This window comes from Nonomuraea sp. NPDC003707 (genome assembly GCF_053587055.1).
The window spans coordinates 134210-152241 of the sequence record NZ_JBSFNK010000003.1; the positions used below are offsets into that span (position 1 = coordinate 134210).

16 protein-coding genes are annotated in these 18032 nt (G+C 72.2%); 6 read left to right on the forward strand and 10 right to left on the reverse strand.

Translation table 11 applies throughout. The annotated features are described in order from the left end of the window. Together pgi and ACWDRB_RS08290 are read right to left on the reverse strand one after the other, a co-directional pair. Window positions 1-1632, reverse strand: coding sequence for a glucose-6-phosphate isomerase (pgi, locus tag ACWDRB_RS08285; protein WP_449892437.1), 1632 nt, complete (start codon window positions 1630-1632; stop codon window positions 1-3). A 187-nt stretch (window positions 1633-1819) separates the two neighbouring features. Further along, the gene (locus ACWDRB_RS08290) at window positions 1820-3526 is read right to left on the reverse strand and encodes an IlvD/Edd family dehydratase (RefSeq protein ID WP_449892438.1); all 1707 of its coding nucleotides are present in this window, start codon (window positions 3524-3526) and stop codon (window positions 1820-1822) included. Between the two features lie 61 nt (window positions 3527-3587). Between ACWDRB_RS08290 and ACWDRB_RS08295 the strand changes: the two genes are divergently transcribed. Both ACWDRB_RS08295 and ACWDRB_RS08300 read left to right on the forward strand, forming a co-directional pair. Continuing rightward, entirely contained in the window at window positions 3588-5891 is a 2304-nt protein-coding gene (locus tag ACWDRB_RS08295; RefSeq protein WP_449892439.1) for a phosphoketolase family protein, read from the forward strand. After that, on the forward strand, window positions 5867-7051 hold the full coding sequence (locus ACWDRB_RS08300) for an acetate/propionate family kinase (protein ID WP_449892440.1): 1185 nt from the start codon (window positions 5867-5869) through the stop codon (window positions 7049-7051). The genes ACWDRB_RS08295 and ACWDRB_RS08300 overlap by 25 nt, the downstream gene beginning before the upstream one ends. Here ACWDRB_RS08300 and ACWDRB_RS08305 read toward each other — a convergent pair. From ACWDRB_RS08305 to ACWDRB_RS08320, 4 genes are all read right to left on the reverse strand, one after another. Beyond that, the gene (locus ACWDRB_RS08305; RefSeq protein WP_449892441.1) at window positions 7046-8044 is read right to left on the reverse strand and encodes a PAS domain-containing sensor histidine kinase; all 999 of its coding nucleotides are present in this window, start codon (window positions 8042-8044) and stop codon (window positions 7046-7048) included. The genes ACWDRB_RS08300 and ACWDRB_RS08305 overlap by 6 nt on opposite strands. An 80-nt stretch (window positions 8045-8124) precedes the next feature. Continuing rightward, window positions 8125-8553, reverse strand: a complete 429-nt coding sequence (locus tag ACWDRB_RS08310) for an ATP-binding protein (RefSeq protein WP_364249568.1) — start codon at window positions 8551-8553, stop codon at window positions 8125-8127. A 93-nt stretch (window positions 8554-8646) separates the two neighbouring features. Further along, window positions 8647-9291, reverse strand: coding sequence for a response regulator transcription factor (locus ACWDRB_RS08315; protein WP_449892442.1), 645 nt, complete (start codon window positions 9289-9291; stop codon window positions 8647-8649). A 112-nt stretch (window positions 9292-9403) separates the two neighbouring features. Further along, window positions 9404-10129, reverse strand: a complete 726-nt coding sequence (locus ACWDRB_RS08320) for a hypothetical protein (RefSeq protein ID WP_449892443.1) — start codon at window positions 10127-10129, stop codon at window positions 9404-9406. Between the two features lie 448 nt (window positions 10130-10577). Between ACWDRB_RS08320 and ACWDRB_RS08325 the strand changes: the two genes are divergently transcribed. From ACWDRB_RS08325 to ACWDRB_RS08335, 3 genes are all read left to right on the forward strand, one after another. Further along, complete coding sequence (locus ACWDRB_RS08325; RefSeq protein ID WP_449892445.1) at window positions 10578-11114, forward strand: hypothetical protein; 537 nt, start codon at window positions 10578-10580, stop codon at window positions 11112-11114. A 97-nt stretch (window positions 11115-11211) separates the two neighbouring features. After that, window positions 11212-11802, forward strand: coding sequence for a copper resistance CopC family protein (locus ACWDRB_RS08330; RefSeq protein WP_449892446.1), 591 nt, complete (start codon window positions 11212-11214; stop codon window positions 11800-11802). Beyond that, complete coding sequence (locus ACWDRB_RS08335) at window positions 11792-12781, forward strand: hypothetical protein (RefSeq protein ID WP_449892447.1); 990 nt, start codon at window positions 11792-11794, stop codon at window positions 12779-12781. Before ACWDRB_RS08330 ends, ACWDRB_RS08335 begins: the two co-directional genes overlap by 11 nt. 4 nt (window positions 12782-12785) lie before the next feature. Here the strand turns inward: ACWDRB_RS08335 and ACWDRB_RS08340 are convergent, their stop codons facing one another. Beyond that, window positions 12786-13370 carry an NADPH-dependent FMN reductase gene (locus ACWDRB_RS08340; RefSeq protein ID WP_449892448.1) on the reverse strand — a complete coding sequence of 195 codons (585 nt, stop codon included), beginning with the start codon at window positions 13368-13370 and terminating at the stop codon, window positions 12786-12788. 113 nt (window positions 13371-13483) lie between these two features. On the opposite strand from ACWDRB_RS08340, the gene ACWDRB_RS08345 reads away from it, so the two are divergent. After that, the gene (locus tag ACWDRB_RS08345; protein WP_449892449.1) at window positions 13484-14338 is read left to right on the forward strand and encodes a helix-turn-helix domain-containing protein; all 855 of its coding nucleotides are present in this window, start codon (window positions 13484-13486) and stop codon (window positions 14336-14338) included. A gap of 6 nt (window positions 14339-14344) precedes the next feature. Here ACWDRB_RS08345 and ACWDRB_RS08350 read toward each other — a convergent pair whose 3' ends face one another. Genes ACWDRB_RS08350 through ACWDRB_RS08360 form a run of 3 tightly spaced genes read right to left on the reverse strand, consistent with a single transcriptional unit; the run spans window position 14345 to window position 18028 of the window. Beyond that, a complete protein-coding gene (locus tag ACWDRB_RS08350; RefSeq protein WP_449892450.1) occupies window positions 14345-16204 on the reverse strand; it encodes a hypothetical protein in 1860 nt (619 codons plus the stop codon). 52 nt (window positions 16205-16256) lie between these two features. Then, window positions 16257-16850 (reverse strand): pentapeptide repeat-containing protein, encoded by a 594-nt coding sequence (locus ACWDRB_RS08355; protein WP_449892451.1) that lies wholly within the window; start codon window positions 16848-16850, stop codon window positions 16257-16259. A 17-nt stretch (window positions 16851-16867) separates the two neighbouring features. Then, the gene (locus ACWDRB_RS08360; protein WP_350727869.1) at window positions 16868-18028 is read right to left on the reverse strand and encodes a cation:proton antiporter; all 1161 of its coding nucleotides are present in this window, start codon (window positions 18026-18028) and stop codon (window positions 16868-16870) included. Window positions 18029-18032: the final 4 nt, after the last annotated feature.

Below are 18032 nucleotides of genomic sequence, written 5' to 3' on the forward strand. Positions count from 1 at the left end.
TCAGACACGCCTTCCGCGCAGCTCGCGGTATTTCCGCACGAGCTGTTCGGTGGAGGCGTCGGGGAGCCCGGTGGGCGGATCCTCGGAGGTGAGCGCGGGCGCCAGGTCGAGCGCCATCTTCTTGCCCAGCTCGACGCCCCACTGGTCGAAGGAGTCGACCCCCCAGATCGTGCCCTCGACGAACACGATGTGCTCGTAGAGCGCGACGAGCTGGCCCAGCGTCGAGGGGGTCAGCTTGGGCGCGAGGATCGTGGAGGTGGGCCGGTTGCCGGGCATCACCTTGTGCGGCACGATCTCGGGCGGCGTGCCCTCGGCGGCGATCTCCTCGGCCGTCTTGCCGAACGCCAGCGCCGAGGTCTGGGCCAGGAGGTTGGCGGTGAGCTGGTCGTGCATGCCCTCGCGGTCCTCGAACGGCTCGGCGAAGCCGATGAAGTCGGCGGGCACGAGCCGGGTGCCCTGGTGGAGGAGCTGGTAGAAGGCGTGCTGCCCGTTGGTGCCCGGCTCGCCCCAGAAGATCTCGCCGGTGGCGACCGGGACGGGGGTGCCGTCGGCGCGTACGGACTTGCCGTTGGACTCCATCGTGAGCTGCTGCAGGTAGGCGGGGAAGCGGTGCAGCCGCTGGCTGTAGGGCAGCACGGCGCGGGTCTCGGCGCCGAAGAAGTCGGTATACCAGATCCCGAGCAGGCCCATCAGCACCGGCATGTTGGCCTCGAACGGGGCGCTGCGGAAGTGCTCGTCGATGAGGTGGAAGCCGGCCAGCATCTCGCGGAACCGCTCGGGGCCGATCGCGATCATCAGGGACAGGCCGATGGCGCCGTCGTAGGAGTAGCGGCCGCCGACCCAGTCCCAGAAGCCGAACATGTTGTCGGTGTCGATGCCGAACTCGGCGACCTTGGCGGCGTTGGTGGAGACGGCCACGAAGTGCTTGGACACCGCGTCCTCGCCCAGCGCCTCGACCAGCCAGCGGCGGGCGACGCGGGCGTTGGTGAGCGTCTCGAGCGTGGTGAACGTCTTGGAGCTGACCACGAACAGCGTGGTCGCGGGGTCGAGGCCGGCGAGGTTGCCGGTGATGTCGGCCGGGTCGATGTTGGAGACGAACCTGGCCGCCACGCCGGCGTCGGCGTAGTCGCGCAGCGCCTCGTAGGCCATGGCGGGGCCGAGGTCGGAGCCGCCGATGCCGATGTTGACCACGGTCTCGATGGGCTTGCCGGTGGCGCCCCTCCACTCCTTGGACCTGACCCGGTCGGCGAAGGCGCTCATCTTCCCGAGCACGGCGTGCACGTCGGCGACCACGTCCTGCCCGTCCACGACCAGCTCGGCGGCGCGCGGCAGGCGGAGGGCGACGTGCAGGACGGCGCGGTCCTCGCTGACGTTGATGTGCTCGCCGCCGAACATCGCGGTGATCCGCTCGCGCAGCCCCGCCCGCTCGGCCAGGGCCACCAGCAGGTCGATCGTCTCGCCGGTGGCGCGCTGCTTGGCGTAGTCGAGGAAGAGGTCGCCGGCGGTCACGGTCATGCGCCCGGCGCGGCCCGGGTCCTCCGCGAACAGCTCCCGCAGCCGCCTGCCCGCCAGCTCCTCATGGTGCTTGCCGAGAGCCGCCCACTCCTGGCTCTGGGTGATGTCGCCGTTCACGCTTCCTCCTCGTGTCGCCAAACCGGATCACCATTGTCCCTGCCAATGGGAAACCTGCTCGTCTGACCGCCGCACCTTTGTCGTGCTCCGTTAAGACCGTGGCGTCAGCCAGCTTCGCAGATCTCCCACTGGAACCGCTTACCCACGGGGCCTCATTCCGCGCACGGCGGAGCGGAGTTTTTGGGGCTCAGTGGGATTCGCGGCCCACGTGGTCGCCGCTGGAGCCGATGAGGAAGTCGAGGTCGGCGCCGCGGTCGGCCTGGGTGACGTGCTCGACGTAGAGGCGTTCCCAGCCGCGTACGGGCCGGGCGTACCCGATCTTCACGGGCTCCCTGGCGGCCAGCTCCGCGTCGGGGATGTCCACGTCGAGCCGCCGGGCGGCCACGTCGAGCACGATCGGGTCGCCGGTGCGCACCTTCGCCAGCGGGCCGCCGGCCGCCGCCTCGGGCGCGGTGTGCAGGACGACCGTGCCGTACGCGGTGCCGCTCATGCGGGCGTCGCTGATGCGCACCATGTCGCGCACGCCCTTCTCCAGCAGCTTGGCGGGCAGCGGCAGGTTGCCCACCTCGGGCATGCCGGGGTAGCCCTTGGGGCCGCAGCCGCGCAGCACGAGCACCGAGGTCTCGTCGATGTCGAGGTCGGGCGAGTCGAGGCGGGCGTACACGTCCTCGATGCTGTCGAAGACGACGGCCCGGCCGCGGTGGCGCAGCAGCTCGGGCGAGGCGGCGGCGGGCTTGATCACCGCGCCGCCGGGGGCGAGGTTGCCGCGCAGGACGGCGATGCCGGCGTCGGGCAGCAGCGGGTCGGAGCGGCGCCTGATGACGCTCTCGTCCCAGATCTCGGCCTCGGCGAGGTGCTCGACGAGCGGGCGGCCCGTGACGGTGATCGCCTCCGGGTCGAGCAGGTCCTCGACCTCCTTGAGCACGGCCGTGAGGCCGCCCGCCCGGAACAGGTCGTCCATCAGGTGGCGTCCGGCGGGCTGGAGGTCCACGAGCAGCGGCACCCCGGCTCCGGTGCGATCGAAGTCGTCCAGGCTGAGGTCCACGCCGAGCCGGCCCGCGACGGCCAGCAGGTGGACGACGGCGTTGGTGGAGCCGCCGACGGCGGCCAGGGTCACGATGGCGTTGAGGAACGCGGCCCTGGTCATGACCTGGCTGGGGCGGCGGCCCTCCCGGACGAGGTCCACGGCCAGGCGGCCGGTCTCGTGGGAGCGTTCGAGCAGGCGGCTGTCGGGGGCGGGGGTGCCCGCGGTGCCGGGGATCGTCATGCCGAGGGCCTCGGCCATGCAGGCCATGGTGGAGGCGGTGCCCATCGTGTTGCAGTGGCCGCGGCTGCGGATCATGGACGACTCGGACCGCAGGAACGCCTCGCGCGACAGCGTGCCCGCGCGTACCTCCTCGCTGAGGCGCCACACGTCGGTGCCGCAGCCGAGCGGCGCGCCGCGGAAGTGCCCCGTCAGCATGGGGCCGCCGGGCATCACGACGGCGGGCAGGTCCACGGAGGAGGCGGCCATGAGCAGCGACGGGATGGTCTTGTCGCACCCGCCGAGCAGCACCACGCCGTCGATGGGGTTGGCGCGCAGCATCTCCTCGGTGGCCATGGCGGCCAGGTTGCGCCAGAGCATGGCGGTGGGGCGGACGTTCGTCTCGCCCAGGGAGACGACCGGCAGGTTGAGCGGCACGCCGCCGGCCTCCCAGACGCCGTTGGCGACGCTCTCGGCGACCTCGTTCAGGTGGGAGTTGCAGGGGGTGAGGTCGGAGGCGGTGTTGGCGATCGCGATGTGCGGCTTGCCGCCCTCGAACGCCTCGCGGGGCAGGCCGCGCCGCATCCATGCCCGATGGATGTAGGAGTTGCGGTCGTTCCCTGAGTACCAGCGCGAACTCCTGAATGCCATATTCGGCACCTTATCCGGCGTTTGGTGGATTCAGCATGTTCTGTGGAGGAAGCAGCAGAGGATGGACCATATCGACGCGTACTGGCGGGCGGCGAACTACCTGTCCGTCGGGCAGATCTACCTGCTGGACAATCCGCTGCTGAGCGAGCCGCTGCGGCCCGAGCACATCAAGCCGCGCCTGCTCGGCCACTGGGGCACCACGCCTGGGCTGACCTTCTGCTTCGCCCACCTCAACCGGGTGATCAGGGAGCGGGACCAGGACATGATCTACATCGCCGGTCCCGGGCACGGCGGCCCCGCCGCGGTGGCGCACGCGTGGCTGGAGGGCACCTACTCGGAGCGTTATCCGGACGTCTCGCAGGACGTGGAGGGCATGCGGCGGCTGTTCCGCCAGTTCTCCTTCCCCGGCGGGATCCCGAGCCACGTGGCGCCCGAGACGCCGGGGTCGATCCACGAGGGCGGGGAGCTGGGCTATTCGCTCGCGCACGCGTACGGAGCCGCCTTCGACAACCCGGACCTGGTCGTGGCCTGCGTCATCGGCGACGGCGAGGCCGAGACGGGCCCGCTCGCGGCGAGCTGGCACTCCAACAAGTTCACCGATCGCGACCGCGACGGCATCGTGCTGCCCATCCTGCACCTGAACGGCTACAAGATCGCCAACCCCACCGTGCTCGCCCGCATCCCCGAACCCGAGCTGCTCAAGCTCATGGAGGGCTATGGCTACCGCCCCCACGTGGTGGGGCCGGACCACGAGGAGATGGCGCGCGCCCTGGACACCGCCTTCGACCAGATGGCCGCGTACAAGCAGGGCAGGGCCGACCGGCTGCCGATGATCGTCCTGCGGACGCCGAAGGGCTGGACGGGGCCGCGCGAGGTGGACGGCAAGCAGGTCGAGGGCACCTGGCGGGCGCACCAGGTGCCGCTGGCCAACGTCCGCGAGAACGCCGCCCACCTCGGCATGCTCGAGCAGTGGATGCGCTCGTACCGGCCGGAGGAGCTGTTCGACGCCGGCGGCGGGCCCGTGCGGGAGGTCCTGGAGACCGTGCCGCGCGGCACGCGCCGGATGAGCGCCAACCCGCACGCCAACGGCGGGGAGCTGCTGGAGCCGCTGCGGCTGCCGGACTTCCGCCGGCTCGCGGTCGAGGTCAAGGCGCCCGCCGGGCAGTCGAGCGAGCCGACGCGGGTGCTGGGCGGGTTCCTGCGTGACGTGATCATCGCCAACCCGCGGACGTTCCGGCTGATGGGGCCGGACGAGACCGCGTCGAACCGGCTGTCGGCGGTGTTCGAGGCCACCGACCGGGCGTGGAACGCCGAGATGCTGCCGACGGACGAGCACCTGGCCCCCGGCGGCCGGGTGATGGAGGTGCTGAGCGAACACCTGTGCCAGGGCTGGCTGGAGGGCTACCTGCTGACCGGCAGGCACGGGCTGTTCAACTGCTACGAGGCTTTCATCCACATCGTGGACGCCATGTTCAACCAGCACGCGAAATGGCTGGAGTCATCGCAGAAGATCCCCTGGCGGCGGCCCGTCGCCTCGCTCAACTACCTGCTGTCCTCGCACGTGTGGCGCCAGGACCACAACGGCTTCAGCCACCAGGACCCCGGCTTCCTCGACGTGGTGATCAACAAGAAGGCGTCCGTGGTGCGGGTCTACCTGCCGCCGGACGCCAACACGCTACTGTCGGTCGCCGACCACTGCCTGCGCTCGCGCGACTACGTCAACGTGATCGTGGCGGGCAAGCAGCCGGTGCTGGACCTGTTCACGATGGAGGAGGCCGTCGCGCACAACACGCGCGGCCTGGGCATCCTGCCGTGGGCCTCCACCGACGAGGGCGCCGAGCCGGACGTGGTGCTGGCCTGCGCGGGCGACGTGCCCACCCAGGAGACGCTCGCCGCCGCCGCGATCCTGCGCGAGCACCTGCCCGAGCTGAAGGTACGGGTCGTCAACGTGGTCGACCTCATGCGCCTCCAGCCGCCCACGGAGCACCCGCACGGCATGTCGGACGCCGAGTTCGACGCCCTCTTCACCGCCGACAGGCCGGTCGTGTTCGACTTCCACGGCTACCCGTCGCTGATCCACCAGCTCACCTACCGCCGCCACGGCCACGCCAACATCCACGTGCGCGGCTACAAGGAGGAGGGCACCACGACGACGCCGTTCGACATGGCCATGATGAACGACATCGACCGCTTCCACCTGGTCATGGACGTCATCGACCGGGTGCCCGGGCTCGGCACCACGGCGGCGCACCTGCGCCAGCGCATGAGCGACGAGCGGCTGCGGGCCCGCGCCCACACGCGCGAGACCGGCGAGGACACCCCCGAGATCAGGTCGTGGACGTGGCCGGGCGCATCCTCGTACTGAACACGGGCTCGTCGTCCATCAAGTACGAGCTCGTCGACGTCCGCACCCGCGAGCGCCCGGCCAGGGGGCTGGTGGAGCGCATCGGCGAGGAGCGCGGGCGGCTGACGCACCACGCCGGGGACCGGCCTCCTTACGTGTCGGAGGAGCCGTTCCCCGGGCACGAGGCGGGGCTGGCCGCGGTCATGAAGGCGTTCGAGGCGGCGGGGCCTGAGCTGGACCCGGTCGCGGTCGGGCACCGCGTCGTGCACGGCGGTACCCGGTTCACCGAGGCGGTGCTCGTCGACGACGGCGTCATCGGGGCGATCGAGGAGCTCGCGCCGCTCGCGCCCCTGCACAATCCGGTCAACCTCGCCGGGATCCGGGTGGCGCGCGACGCCTTTCCTGGGGTGCCGCAGGTGGCGGTGTTCGACACCGCGTTCCAGCTGGCGCTGCCGCCCGAGGCGTACACGTACGCGGTGCCGCGCGACTGGCGCGAGCGGCTCGGCGTGCGGCGCTTCGGCTTCCACGGCACCTCCTGCGCGTACGTCTCCCGCCGCGCCGCCGCCTTCCTCGGCCGCGATCCGGCCACCCTCGACCTCATCGTGCTGCACCTGGGCAACGGCGCCAGCGCGACCGCGATCTCCGGCGGGCGCAGCGTCGACACCTCCATGGGCCTGACGCCCCTGGAGGGACTGGTCATGGGCACCCGCTCGGGCGACGTCGACCCCGCGCTCGCCGGCTACCTGGCACGCGTGAACGGGATGGACGCGCGGCAGGTGGAGAGCGGGCTCGACCGCCACGGCGGCCTGCTGGCGCTCGCCGGGACGGGCGACATGCGCGAGGTGCGCGCCCGCGACGACGCCGAGGCCCGGCTGGCCCTGGCGGTCTACACGCGGCGCATCCGCAAGTACGTCGGCGCCTACTACGCGCTGCTCGGGCGGCTGGACGCGATCGTGTTCACCGGCGGGGTCGGGGAGCACGACGCGGCCACCCGCGCCGAGTCCCTGGCCGGGCTCGACCGGCTCGGCGTCACCGTGGACCCCGCGCTCAATCAGGCCGGGTCGGCGCGGGAGCGGGCGGTCTCGCCGCCGGGCGCGGAGGTGGCCGTGCTCGTCATCCCGACGGACGAGGAATGGGAGATCGCCCGCCAGACCCTCGCGCTGATCACGCCGGGATCATGACAGGCGGCGCGCGACGGCCGGCACCCAGAAGTCCACCGTCGTGCCCGCGCCGGGTGCGCCGCGGATGCTCCACCAGCCGCCGGCCGTCTCGGCCCGCTCGCGCATCTCGATCAGCCCGAAGTGGCCGTCCTGGCCGTCCTGGCGGGTGATCCCGACCCCGTCGTCGCGCACGCGGACGTGGACACCCTTGTCGAGCGAGGCCAGCTCCACGGCGACGGCGGCGGCCCCGGCGTGCTTGCGGACGTTCGTGAGCGCCTCCTGGCAGATGCGGAAGACGGTGATCGCGGCCTCGGCGGGCGGCTCGCCGTCCAGGCGGTTCACCAGCTCGTACGCCACCCCCGCCATCTCCCGCTCCAGGTACGAGGCGAGCCCTTCCGCCAGCCCCTCACCGGGCAGGCGTAACCGGAAGGCCAGGTCGCGCAGGCGCCCCACGGCGGCCTCGACGGCGTCGCCGAGCGCGCGCACGTCGGCCGCATGCTCCTCGGGCAGGCCCTCCTCCATCGCCCGCAGCCGCATCCCGACGGCGACCATGGACTGGATGGTGTCGTCGTGCACGTCGGAGGCGATGCGGCGGCGCTCCCGCTCCTGGGCCTGGACCAGGTGGCCGAGCAGCAGGCCGCGCTCGTCCAGCGCCCTGGCCATGCTGCGCCGCTCGGTCAGGTCACGCGTCACCTTGCCGAACCCGCGCAGCTCGCCGCGCCCGTCGCGCAGGGCGGTGATGACCACGCTGGCCCAGAACCTGGTGCCGTCCTTGCGGACCCGCCACCCCTCCTCCTCCCAGCGGCCGTCGGCGGCGGCCGCCTCCAGCCCCCGGAACGGCTTGCCGGCCGCGACGTCCTCGGGCGGGTAGAAGACGGAGAAGTGGGTGCCGATGATCTCCTCGGCCGTGTAGCCCTTGATGCGCTCGGCCCCGGCGTTCCAGCTCACGATCCTGCCGCGGGGATCGAGCATGAAGATGGCGTAATCGCGGATGCTCTGGACGAGCAACTCCATATCCGCTTGTGGAGGATTATCCACGGCCATACCGCAGCTTTTCACGACGTGGCCCGATGACCCAAACCCTCCCGGCAGGTTCAGGAGTCGTAAGCGCGGGCCTGGAGGGGGGCGAGGCGGGGCGCCAGCTCGCACCACACCACCTTTCCGCCCTTCTCCCCGTCGACGGGCGTGGTCCCCCAGCCGGTGGACAGGAGCCGGACGACGTGCAGGCCCCAGCCGTTCGACGGGCCGGGTTCGCGGGGCTCGGGCAGCCGCTCCCCGGCATCGCCCACCTCGACCCGCACCTGCGCCGCGCTGCCCCGCATCCTCAGGGACGGCGGGCCGTCGCCGTGCACGAGCGCGTTGGTCACCAGCTCGGACACCACGAGGAGGACGTCCTCGTGGTAGCCCTGGTAGCCGCACTCCGCCAGGGCCCGACGGACGATCCGGCGCGCCGCCGTGATGCTGTCCATCTCCTTCGGCAGGGGCGTGTCCACCTGGTACTGCCCGGCCTTCTCGCTGACCACCCCTCTACTTTCGGGTAGCCATTATCCGATCACGAGACGCATCCGCGCCAGGCGGCCTGGTACACCTGTGGGACGCGAGATGGTGCACATGCGTCAGTCGAGCAGCCCTTCCCTGCGGGCCAGCGCGACCGCCTCCAGCTTGGTCCGGGCGCCCAGTTTCTCCAGCACGTGCTGCACGTGGTTGCGCGCCGTGTTGCGGGTCACGCCGAGCCGTTCGCCGATCTCGCGCGCGCCCATGCCGTCGGCCAGGAGCAGCAGCGTCTCCCGCTCGCGAGCCGTCAGCGCGGACCCCAGGAGCCCCGCGCGCCCGGTCAGCCGGTCGAGCACTCCGGGCAGCAGCCCGGGCGCGAACACCACCCCGCCGGCCGCCACCTCCCGCACCGCCGATTCCAGCTCCCCCAGCCGGGACGACTTCACCACCAGCCCGGCGCCCCCGGCCGCCACCGCGCGGGCCGCCACGGAGACGGTCGCCTCGCCGGTCAGCACCAGCACCCGCGCCTTGGGCGCCGCCGCCACCAGTCGCCCGATGGCCGCGATCCCGTCGCCGTCGGGCAGGCGCCGGTCGAGCACGACGACGTCCGGCTGGCACCTGCCGGCCTCGGCCACCGCCCCGGCGACGCTGCCGGTCTGGGCCACCACCTCGATGTCGGGCACCCGCGCCAGCGCCAGCCCGATGGCCTCGGCGACCATGGCGTGATCCTCCACGAGAACCACCCGGATCGAAGGGGGAGTCGCCATGTCTGCCGCTGCCTCTGTCCGCGGTTTCCGCGCCCGCGCGGGGCGCACGCCGGCCCGGCGCCACGAGCAGTCTCCCACGGCCCGCGCGCCCGTGGCCAACGGCGCCGTACGCTCACGGCTTCCAGGGCAGACGGCGGTGCTTGAAGGTCGGATACTTGGTCTCCCAGTACCGCCAGCCCTCGACCCTGGCGGGGATGTTGGCGAATCCGCTGGAGACCCTGACGTCGCGGCACGTGCCCATCACCTGCCAGGCCGACCAGCCGATGCGGTAGCCGAAGACGCGGTACCACAGATGGCCGTACATCCCCTTGGTGATCTCCCGGCTGTATTCGTGGCCGGTGAAGACCATGTGACGCTCTTCGAGGTGCGGAAGCCCCATCCTGCGCATCTCGTTTACCACTTCGCGGGTGGTGATCGGTTCCACGAGGGTGAGCGGTTCAGTCGTGGAGACGGCTTTCCGCCTCTCGTTCTCGGTCTCCAGGAACGCGCGGACCTCGTGCTCCCGGGTGACCGACGCCGTGACCGTGCCGCCGGGGCCGTCGACGAAGTTGGTGCGGGGCAGGAAGAAGTTCCGCGGAGAGAGCGAGTGCACCTTGAAGAAGAGGTGCGGGCTGCATCTGTCGCCGTGGATGAGGGGGAAGTGACGGTGACGGTGACGGTGACGGCGGCGGCGGTCGGTGGTGTCGGCGGTGCCGGTGGTGTCAGCGGTGCCGGTGTCGGCGGTGTCGGTGTCAGCGGCCTCGACGGTGCGGTCGGTGCGGTCGGTGTCGTCGTCGTCGTCCGCTCTCGCCGCCGGCACCAGGGCGGCGACCAGGACCATCGAAAGAGAGCCGCTCACTGCCCATCTCATCGCGTGACGCGCCTTGGGCCAAGCGGAATTGACTAGGGCAATTGTCCGTGAATTGGGAGTGGACATGTACCGTACCTTTCGGGATGCGTCAGGCCAGGGTCCGGGCCGTGCCGCCCGTCGAGCGGGCCGACAAGATCGGTACGATGGTTACAGTTGCGGCGAGGTGCTCTTCAACGCCACGCCGCAGGCGAATATCCCATGCTGGGAAAGCGCCGGTGAAAAAGTGTCAATAGCGGGTCGTCCCTTTCACAAACGCACATCGCGGCGTTCCGGCGTCGCCGAGCCTGTGTCCGGAGAGCCGGATATGGGCCGGATGACCTGCTACGACGCCGATTGCGGGGCCGTCCGGGCCGGCCAAAAGGGTAATTCCCCGTGGAAATCTGAGAATTTCTCCCGACCTTCCAGGAGAATGTCGGCTGTGTCCTGCGCGTCGTCAGTGCTGCGTCTTGTGCGGGCCGTCGTGTTCGCGACGGTCTGCGGCGCGGTGTCGGCGGGCGGGCACGCGCTGGCGGGCGGTGGCCTGGTGCCGTTCGAGGTCTACCTGGCAGGGGTGCTGGCCGCGCTCGGGCTGGCGTACCTGATCGACGGGCGCGAACGCGGCCCCGTGGCGGTGCTGGTGGCGACCGTGGGCACCCAGATGCTGCTGCACCAGCTCTTCGAGCGGCTCACGCCCGCGGCCGAGGCCGGTCCGGCGCACGGGCATCCCGCGCCCGGCATGGCGCTGGTCCATCTGACGATGGCGGGGCTGACGGCCTGGTGGCTGCACCGGGGCGAGCGCGCGCTGTGGCTCATGATCCGCCTGTACGGCGCGCCGCGGCTGATCGTCCCGCTGCCCGCCGCCGCCGTCCCGGTCGGGGCCGTGCGGCCCTCGTGGCGGCCGGTCACCCCCTACCTGACCGCGTACGCGGGAAGGACCGTTTCCGGCGCGATCCTCAGGCGAGGCCCACCCCAGGGGCCGAGGCACTTCGGCTGACGCACAAGTTTCTTGGCGCGCCCGGCGGGGCGCGTACCCTTGCCTGTGTCCGGACGGCGCCACGCGCGCGTCCGGGAGATCGTTCTGGAGACCCATCATGGCGTTCCTGCCACGACACATCATCGGGGCGGCACTCGCGTGCGCCCTCGTCCTGACATTCCCCGCGTCACCGGCGTTCGCGCACGACGCGCTCAAGAGCAGCTCGCCTGCCAAGAACTCCCAGGTCGGCTCGGTCGACGAGATCGAGCTCGAATACAGCGCGAGCGTGAAGTTCCCGTTCGTCGTGCTGCACGACGCGGCGGGCAAGGAGGTCCCGCTCGGCAAGCCGGTGCTCGAGGGGCCGAAGGTGCTCACCGACGTCCCGCAGCCGCTCCCCCCGGGCCCGTACGTCATCGCCTGGCGGGTGGTTTCGTCCGACGGGCATCCCATTGAGGGCGAAATCCCCTTCAGCGTGAAAGGATCACCTTCTTCATCGGCTTCGCCCTCGTCCATCGGCGGGGGGCCGACGGCGAGCACGCCGCCCCGGGCGGTCGGGTCCGCCGCGGCGGCCGGCGAGCGGCCCGCGGCCTCCGCGGGGGTTCCCGGCTGGATCTGGGGCGGGCTGGTGGTGCTTGTCGTGCTGGGCGCGTTCGTTCTGATCCGGACCGCGCGCCGCGGCCCAGATCGGGAGGAAGTGGATGCGGATTGAGGAAGCCAGACAGATCGCTCGGCAGTGGGTGCTGGAGGAAGGCGCCGCGCTGCCGGGCTTCGACGGGGCCTTCCTGACCGGGTCGGCCCTGTGGGCCGACCCGGCCGCCGAGCTGGCCGCGACCTCGGACGTGGACGTCATCGTGGTCGCGGACCAGCCCGTCCGCCTGGGCAAGTTCGCCTACCGCGGGGTCCTGCTGGAGGTCTCCTCCATCTCCGAGCTGGGCTCCACGCACGAGGTGCTGAGCGACTACCACCTGGCCGGCAGCTTCCACCTGCCCTGCGTGCTGGCCGACCCGTCCGGGCGGCTGACCGAGATCCAGCGGGTGGTCTCGCGCGACTTCGCCGAGCGGCCGTGGATCCTGGCCCGGTGCACCAACGCCATGGACCGGGTGCGCGGGTTCATCAACGGCATCGACGAGCGGGCTCCCCTGCCCGACCAGGTCAACTCGTGGCTGTTCGGCACCGGGGTCACCACCCACGTGCTGCTGGTGGCGGCGCTGCGCAACCCCACGATCCGGCGCCGCTACGTGGACGTCGGCGAGCTGCTCGCCGAGCACGGGCGGCTGGACTTCCACGAGAGCCTGCTCGAACTCCTGGGCGCCGCGCACCTGAGCGCGGCCCGGGTCGAGCGGCACCTGGCCGTGCTGGAGAAGGTGTTCGACGCCGCGGCGGCCGTCCGCGTCCCCTCCTACCCGTTCGACTCGGACATCACCCCGGCCGCGCGGCCCATCGCCATCGACGGCACCCGCGAGCTCATCGGGCGCGGCCTGCACCGGGAGGCGGTCTTCTGGCTGGTGGCCACCTACGCGCGCTGCCTGGCCAAGCGGGCCCTGGCGGGTGAGCACGGATACGAGGACGGTTTCCGCGAGCTGCTGGCCGACCTGGGGGCGGAGACACGCCGGGACCGGCGCCGCAAGGGAGACCTGGTCCTGGCGGCGCTGCCCGGCGTGTGGCAGACGGCGATGGCCCTGTGTTAGGGCCTCAGGCCACGTAGGGGGTGCTCCGGCGGGCGTCCCGCAGCACCCCGCTCCACCAGCCGAGCTGGTCGAGCAGCGCCTTGGCGGCGACGTCGGGCCCCTCCGGGTCCAGCAGCTCGCCGTCGGGGCCGAACCGGCTCCAGTGCTGGTCGAAGCTGATCGTGTTGCGGATCGTCACGGCGTGCACCTCGGCGAAGACCGGCCGCAGGTGCTCGGCCGCCCGCACCCCGCCGCCGTACCCGCCGTAGGAGACGAGCGCGACCGGCTTGGCCATCCACGCCGTGAAGTGCCAGTCGATGGCGCTCTTGAGCGAGGCCGGGAAACTGTGGTTGTACTCCGGCGTCACCACGGCGAACGCGTCCGCCGCCGCCAGCCGCGCGGCCAGCCGCCTGAGGTCCTCCGGGCGGGACTCCACGTCGGCCAGCTCCTCGGGGGTGGCGGGCATCACCGCGGGCAGCGGCGTCTGCGCCAGGTCGATCACGTCGAGGTCGAAGAGCCCGTGCGTGCGCGCCCGCTCCGTGAGCCACTCCGTGATCCTGGGGCCGAACCGCCCTTCGCGAACGCTGCCGGTGATCACTGCCAATGTCATGTTCTCCATGCGTCCCAGGCTCGTGGACACCGGGCGGGCTAGGGAGACCGCGCTGAGACTGGCCCTCGCGGGGCCACGCTACGGGCCGGTCGCCGCGCCTACACTCGTGGCCCGTGGATGACAACGAACTGGGGGCGTTCCTGCGCTCCCGCAGGGAGGCCGTCAAGCCCGAGGACGTCGGGCTGCCCGGCGGCCCGCGGCGGCGCACGCCGGGGCTGCGCAGGTCCGAGCTGGCCACCCTGGCGGGGGTGAGCGTCGAATACCTGACCAGGCTGGAGCAGGGCCGCGACCGCAACCCGTCCACGCAGGTGCTCATCACGCTGGCCGACGCGCTGCGGCTGACCCACGAGGAGCGTGTCCACGTGCGTCAGCTGGCCAAGGTGGCCAGCGGCGACGTGCGGCTGTGCCCGGCCGCGGCCGAGGCCCCGGCCCGCACGGTGCGCCCGACGGTGCGGGCGGTGCTCGACCGGCTGGAGCCCGCGCCCGCCGTGCTGCTCAACCGGGTGGGCGAGGTGCTCGCCCGCACGACGGGGTTCGAGCGGCTGTACGGCCCGGTCGGACTGCTCGACGGCGATCCGCCCAACATGGTCAGGTACGTCTTCGCCGACGCGCGGGCCAGGTCCGCCTACCCCGACTGGGACCGCGTGGCCGACGAGCACGCGGCCGCGCTCAAGCTGGCGGCGACCAAGGCCGACCCGTTCGCGCAGGAGCTGGTCGCGGAGCTGTCGTTCGCGGCGGGCGAGGCGTTCAGCGGGCGGCCGGCCCGGCCCGCCCCGCCGCTGCCGGCCCCGGTGGAGCGGCTGGCGCATCCGCTGGCCGGGGAGCTGCGGCTCAAGCGCGAGCAGCTCGAGCTCTCCTACGACGACCAGCGGGTGGTCGTCTACCTGCCGGCGGACGCCGCCACCTCGGCCGCGCTCGACCGCCTGACCGGCCGCCTTCCGGGCGCCCTGCGCGCCGTCAGCGGCTGACCGCTCCTACGCGCGGCGCAGAGACCTGGTCAGGCCCGCGGCTATCGTGGTGGCCAGCACCCAGCCGGCGGCGATCAGCCCGTACGCGAGCCACTGCGTCCCGCCGAGCGGGTTGAACGCCTTCTCCTGCCCGAAGTCGATGAGCGGCAGCAGCAGGTCCAGCGTGTAGACGAGCGCGTGGAACGGCGGCGCCTCCCCCGGCTTCAGCGGCGGCGGCTCGGCCAGGCCGAACACGATCGTGCCCACGGCCAGGAGCGCCAGCAGCCAGGCGGCCGCGCGTAAGGGGCGGAAGCCGTACCCGACGGTGACGTCCTGCAGGTGGCCCCAGAGCCCGGCGTACCACGGGAGGGTGGCGCGCCGCCGCCGCTGGCCGGCCAGGAGCGTGTCGCGGGCGTCGGCGTCGCTGCCCAGCCGCCGGTACATCGCGGCGAGCTGCTCGTACGCGTTCGGCAGGTAGCCCTCGGGATCCCTGCGCAGCCAGCCGAGCCGTCCGGCGGCGGGCAGCATGGGGTCGAGCACCTCGTACGCGAGCCCGTCCATGCGCATCGCGTCCGGCCAGACGCCGGGGTCGTCGCGCAGGACGCCGATGCGCGCGTGGCGCAGCTCCACCGTGCCCCGGACGGGTGCGGCGGTGCGCAGGGCCAGCTCGCGCGCCTCCACCCGCCAGCATTTGAGCGCCACCTCGCCGGGTGCCTCCAGCGTGGCGTCGTCGAAGCACAGGCGGCTGCCGACCTGGGCGTTGGTCAGGCGGACCCGGCCCTGGGCCGAGAAGCCGCTGCAGAGGTTGAGCACCTTGCCGACCGTGATGCCGTTGGCGGTCAGGGCCGAGCCGCCGGGGTTGGCCAGCCTGGCGCCCTCGAAGTGGGCGGGGCCGGTGACGGAGGCGTCGAGCAGGCTGATCTCGCCCTCCACGGTCATCCCGTCGCGGGCGTGCAGGGCGCCGTCCACCGTGAGGCCGTCGCCGGCCAGGGCCACGCCGCCCGGGTTGCGCAGGGTGGCGCCGTCGAGGTTGAGCGAGCGGGCGACGGCGGCGCTCTCCAGGCGTACCTGGCCCTCGGTCTCGACCAGCGACAGGAACAGGCCGCCCTCGGCGTTGAGCCCGCCGCCGCGCACGGCGATGCCGCCGGGGTTGCGCACGCGCGAGCCGCGCAGCGTGAGCGGCCCTCCGACGCGGGCGGAGCGCACGGAGATCTCCCCGTCGACGGTCATCCTCCGGGCGAGCAGGCCCACCTGGGCGGTCAGGTTGGACGCCTCGAGGGCCATGCCGCCGGGCGCGTGCAGGCGGGCGTCGTCGAGGTTGACGGCGGCGCCGATCCGCGCGGCCGTGAGGAAGATCTCGCCGTGGCTGCTGAAGCCGTCCTGGGCCCGCAGGTTGCCCCCGACATCGAGGTGCTCGCCGTTGACGACGACCCCGCCCGGGTTGTCCAGGTGGGCGCGGTTGAGGTTGAGGTTGCCGCTGACGCGCGCGCCGGACAGGCGCAGCTCGCCGGTGACGTGGCAGGCGGCCAGGCGCAGGTTGCCGTCCACCTGGATGTTCGAGGCGATCAGGCCGGGCAGCGTGGAGCCGCTCAGGCTGAGGAAGCGGGTGCGCGCCTGGTACAGGTCGGGCGCCTCGTCGAACGCGCACTGCTCAAGGGTGATCGGGAAGCCGATCTCGGCGAAGGCCAGGTGGAGCAGGCCGGTGATCCGGGCGCCGATGAGGCGCAGCGCGGGCTTGGGCCCGTCGTGCTCGCCAAGGAGCAGCTCGGCCAGGGCCTGAGCGCGAACGGCCGGGTCGAGGTCGCCCGAGCGCAGGTCGACTTCCCTGCCGTGGGGCACGGCTTCGGCCACGGCCCGCTCGGCCGGGAGGAGATCGGTGATTTTCACACGGCCATACTGCGGTGCCCGCCCGGTATCCGCAGCCGATCTCGGTGGCCGCCTACTCGCGTACGTCGAGCCCCAGCGCGCCGGCCACGACCGTCGCCTGGAACGGGTCGATGATCGCGTTCTTGAGCGTGACGGTGAGCGGGTCGAGCGTGCTCAGGTCGCTGCCGCGCAGGTCGCACCGCGTCAGGTCGGCGCCGCGCAGCGACGCCCCCGACAGGTCGGCCCGCCGCAGCTCGGCGCCCTCCAGCCGGACGCCCGACAGGTCGGCCTCCCGCAGCCGGGTGCCGCGGAAGACGCTGCCCCGCAGGTCGGCGCCGGCGAGGCCGACGTACGACCAGTCACCGCCCTCGACCTTGAGCAGCCCGTACGTGCACCCGTCGAACACGCTGCCGGTCAGCTTGCACCCGTCGAACGTCGCGTCGAAGAACGAGCACCGCGTGAACGTGCAGTTGACGAAGCGGGCGTCGTCGTGGGCCGACACGTTGAAGCGCACGTTGCTGAAGTGGCACTCCTCGAAGGAGGAGCCGTGATCGACCAGCTCGGTCATGTCCACGTCCTGGAACAGCACCCGGCGATGGCTCTCGCCGGAGATCTCCAGGCTGTCCCAGTCGGTGGACCAGATCGTCTTCTCGGTGGGCTGGGTCATGCGAACAAACTAGCGGATCAGGACCGCTTGGCGATGGAGGTGATGAGAGGTTGCACGAGCTTGGCCGCCAGGGGCCCGAAGGCCGCCAGGATGAGGACGTACGCCGCCGCCAGGGCACCCAGGTCGGGGTGGGCGCCCGCGCCCACCGCCAGGCCCGCGATGACGATGTTGAACTCGCCGCGCGGGATGAGCGCGATGCCCGCCCGCGCCTGGCCCGCCTTGCCGATGCCCGCCCGCCTGGCCGCGTACGCGCCGGTCAGCAGCTTGGTGATCATGCTGACCACCGCGAGCAGCGCGGCGAGCCCCGCCACGGGAAGGATCTTCGCCGGATCGGTCTGGAGGCCGAAGAAGACGAAGAACACCGCCGCGAACAGGTCGCGCAGCGGCGCCAGCAGCGCCTGCGCGTCCTCGGCGAGCTCGCCGGACAGCGCGATGCCGACCAGGAACGCGCCGACCGCCGCCGACACGTTCAGCTGCTGGGCGAGCCCGGCCACGAGCAGGGCGAGCCCGACCACCTTGAGCAGCAGCACCTCGTTGTTGGGGCTGGCCACGAACGCCTCGATGAAGCGCCCGAACTTGAGCGCCACCACCAGCACCGCGCTCACGGTCAGCAACGCGACGCCCACCGCGACCGCCCCGCTGGCCAGGCTCAGCCCGGCCAGGATGGTCGTCAGGATCGGCAGGTAGACGGCCATCGTCAGGTCTTCGAAGACCAGCAGCGACAGCACCGTCGGCGTCTCCCGGTTACCGATCCATCCCAGATCGGACAGCACCTTGGCGGTGATGCCGGAGGAGGTGGCGTACGTGACGCCCGCCATGGCCACGGCCGCGACCGGGCCCCAGCCCAGCAGTAATGCGCAGATCGCGCCGGGGGCGGCGTTCAGCACCAGGTCGACGATGCCCGCGCGGACGTTGCCGGTCAGGCTGGTGACCAGCTCGTCGGCGTTGTACTCCAGGCCGAGCGTCAGCAGCAGCAGGACGACGCCCAGCTCCGCGCCGACGGAGACGAAGTCGTCGCTGGTCGCCAGCGGCAGCACCCCGCCGGTCCCGAACGCCAGGCCGGCGATCAGGTAGAGCGGGATGGGCGAGATGCCCACACGCAGCGCGAGGGCGCCCAGGATTCCCAGGGCGAGGACAATGGCACCGAACTCGAGAAAGAGGACCGCGGTGTGGTGCACCCGC

What these genes read in the sequence shown, in the direction of transcription:
- ACWDRB_RS08290 (WP_449892438.1), bottom strand. Translation starts at nt 3,526, where the DNA reads ATGGCATTCAGGAGTTCGCGCTGGTACTCAGGGAACGACCGCAACTCC.
- ACWDRB_RS08295 (WP_449892439.1), top strand. Translation starts at nt 3,588, where the DNA reads ATGGACCATATCGACGCGTACTGGCGGGCGGCGAACTACCTGTCCGTC.
- ACWDRB_RS08305 (WP_449892441.1), bottom strand. Translation starts at nt 8,044, where the DNA reads ATGGAGTTGCTCGTCCAGAGCATCCGCGATTACGCCATCTTCATGCTC.
- ACWDRB_RS08315 (WP_449892442.1), bottom strand. Translation starts at nt 9,291, where the DNA reads ATGGCGACTCCCCCTTCGATCCGGGTGGTTCTCGTGGAGGATCACGCC.
- ACWDRB_RS08330 (WP_449892446.1), top strand. Translation starts at nt 11,212, where the DNA reads ATGGCGTTCCTGCCACGACACATCATCGGGGCGGCACTCGCGTGCGCC.
- ACWDRB_RS08335 (WP_449892447.1), top strand. Translation starts at nt 11,792, where the DNA reads ATGCGGATTGAGGAAGCCAGACAGATCGCTCGGCAGTGGGTGCTGGAG.
- ACWDRB_RS08340 (WP_449892448.1), bottom strand. Translation starts at nt 13,370, where the DNA reads ATGACATTGGCAGTGATCACCGGCAGCGTTCGCGAAGGGCGGTTCGGC.
- ACWDRB_RS08355 (WP_449892451.1), bottom strand. Translation starts at nt 16,850, where the DNA reads ATGACCCAGCCCACCGAGAAGACGATCTGGTCCACCGACTGGGACAGC.